The organism is Saccharopolyspora sp. NPDC045941, assembly GCF_056431445.1.
This window is the reverse complement of record NZ_JBWKKU010000171.1, coordinates 1-1,116: the sequence shown is the minus strand read 5'-3', so window position 1 is coordinate 1,116 and position 1,116 is coordinate 1. Positions and strand designations below refer to the sequence as shown.

2 protein-coding genes are annotated in these 1,116 nt (G+C 67.8%); both read right to left on the bottom strand.

The window, feature by feature from the left end; translation table 11 throughout:
- Positions 1-123 precede the first annotated feature (123 nt).
- Entirely contained in the window at positions 124-678 is a 555-nt protein-coding gene (locus AC07FN_RS45925) for a hypothetical protein (protein WP_478401390.1), read from the bottom strand.
- 104 nt (positions 679-782) lie between these two features.
- Positions 783-1,116 (bottom strand): tyrosine-type recombinase/integrase (locus AC07FN_RS45920; RefSeq protein WP_478401389.1); only part of this gene is annotated, 334 nt, incomplete at its 5' end.

Here is a 1,116-nt window from a genome sequence, read left to right as displayed (position 1 = left end):
CATGCTCGACGCCGGCGCCACCCAGACGGTGCTGCAGCGCGAAGAACTCATCACCCCGGACGAGCGGCCACAGCACGACTAGCAACGGCGGTCTGGAAACGGGGCGCGCCACTAGGCCGTGTTTTAGGTAGCGGGTGAGTCTCGGGCGGATAGTTCTTCGGCCAGTTCCATGCAGCGCAGGCGGGCTGGGGAGAAGTCGTAGGGCATCTTGCCGATGGCTTCGAACACGCTCATGGAGTCAGCCTCCCGCCTGCCAGAGCTGAGGTCGGCCTCGTCCTCGCCGTCATCGGCGGTAGCAGGGTGCACAGTGTCCCAGGCGTCGCAGAGGGCATCGTCGTCCTTGCCCAGGCCGGACTCCTCGATGACGGCCTGCAGGGCGCTTTCGAAGGCGTGCCGCTCGACGGCCACTTGTGCCACCCGTGGATCATCGACGGCGACGCTGTCATCGAGTGCCTCCTCGGCGTCATCGATGCGGTCGGAATCCTCCCGCAGAGTGGGATGCGTGGCCAGGACGACGAAGCGGGTGGCCTGGACGGCCGCGCCGAGCGGGCCGAAGATCCGCTCAGTGACCAGCAGACTGTCCAGGTCCGCCTGACGCAGGGAGCCTTCGGGCAGGCTCTTGAGGCGTTCGGTGACGAAGTCGGAGAGCAGGCCCATCCGGCTGCCTTCGGTGCGCATCCGCTGCACGGCGGTCCGTTGCCGCCGCAATTCGGCCGGTCGTTAAGGACGGTGTCATGAGCCGCCATTAGGGCTGAATGGCCTGGTCAGACCTCGTTGCCGTGCTACTGCTCAAAGATGGTTTCGACGACGGTGGCTTGTTCGGCTTTCCCGGCTCGGAAGTACCGGGATGAGGTCTCGACGGAGGCGTGGCCGAGCCAGGCTTGGACCTGTGCGGGGTCGGCGCCGCCTTGGCGGAGACGGGTGGCGTAGGTGTGGCGTAGCCGGTGGGGGCGAAGGCCTTTGATCCCGGCGGCTTCGCCGACGGCGAGGACGACCTGGGTGATGCCGGAGATGGTCAGCGTGCCGCGTTGCCCGGTCCACAGTGGGCCGGGGTGGTTTCCACGTTCGGCGATCCAGGCGGACAGGCGCTGGCGCGCGACGGCGGGCAGCGGGACG

Coding starts and splice junctions, on each gene's coding strand:
- AC07FN_RS45925 (WP_478401390.1), bottom strand. CDS start 678: ATGCGCACCGAAGGCAGCCGGATGGGCCTGCTCTCCGACTTCGTCACC.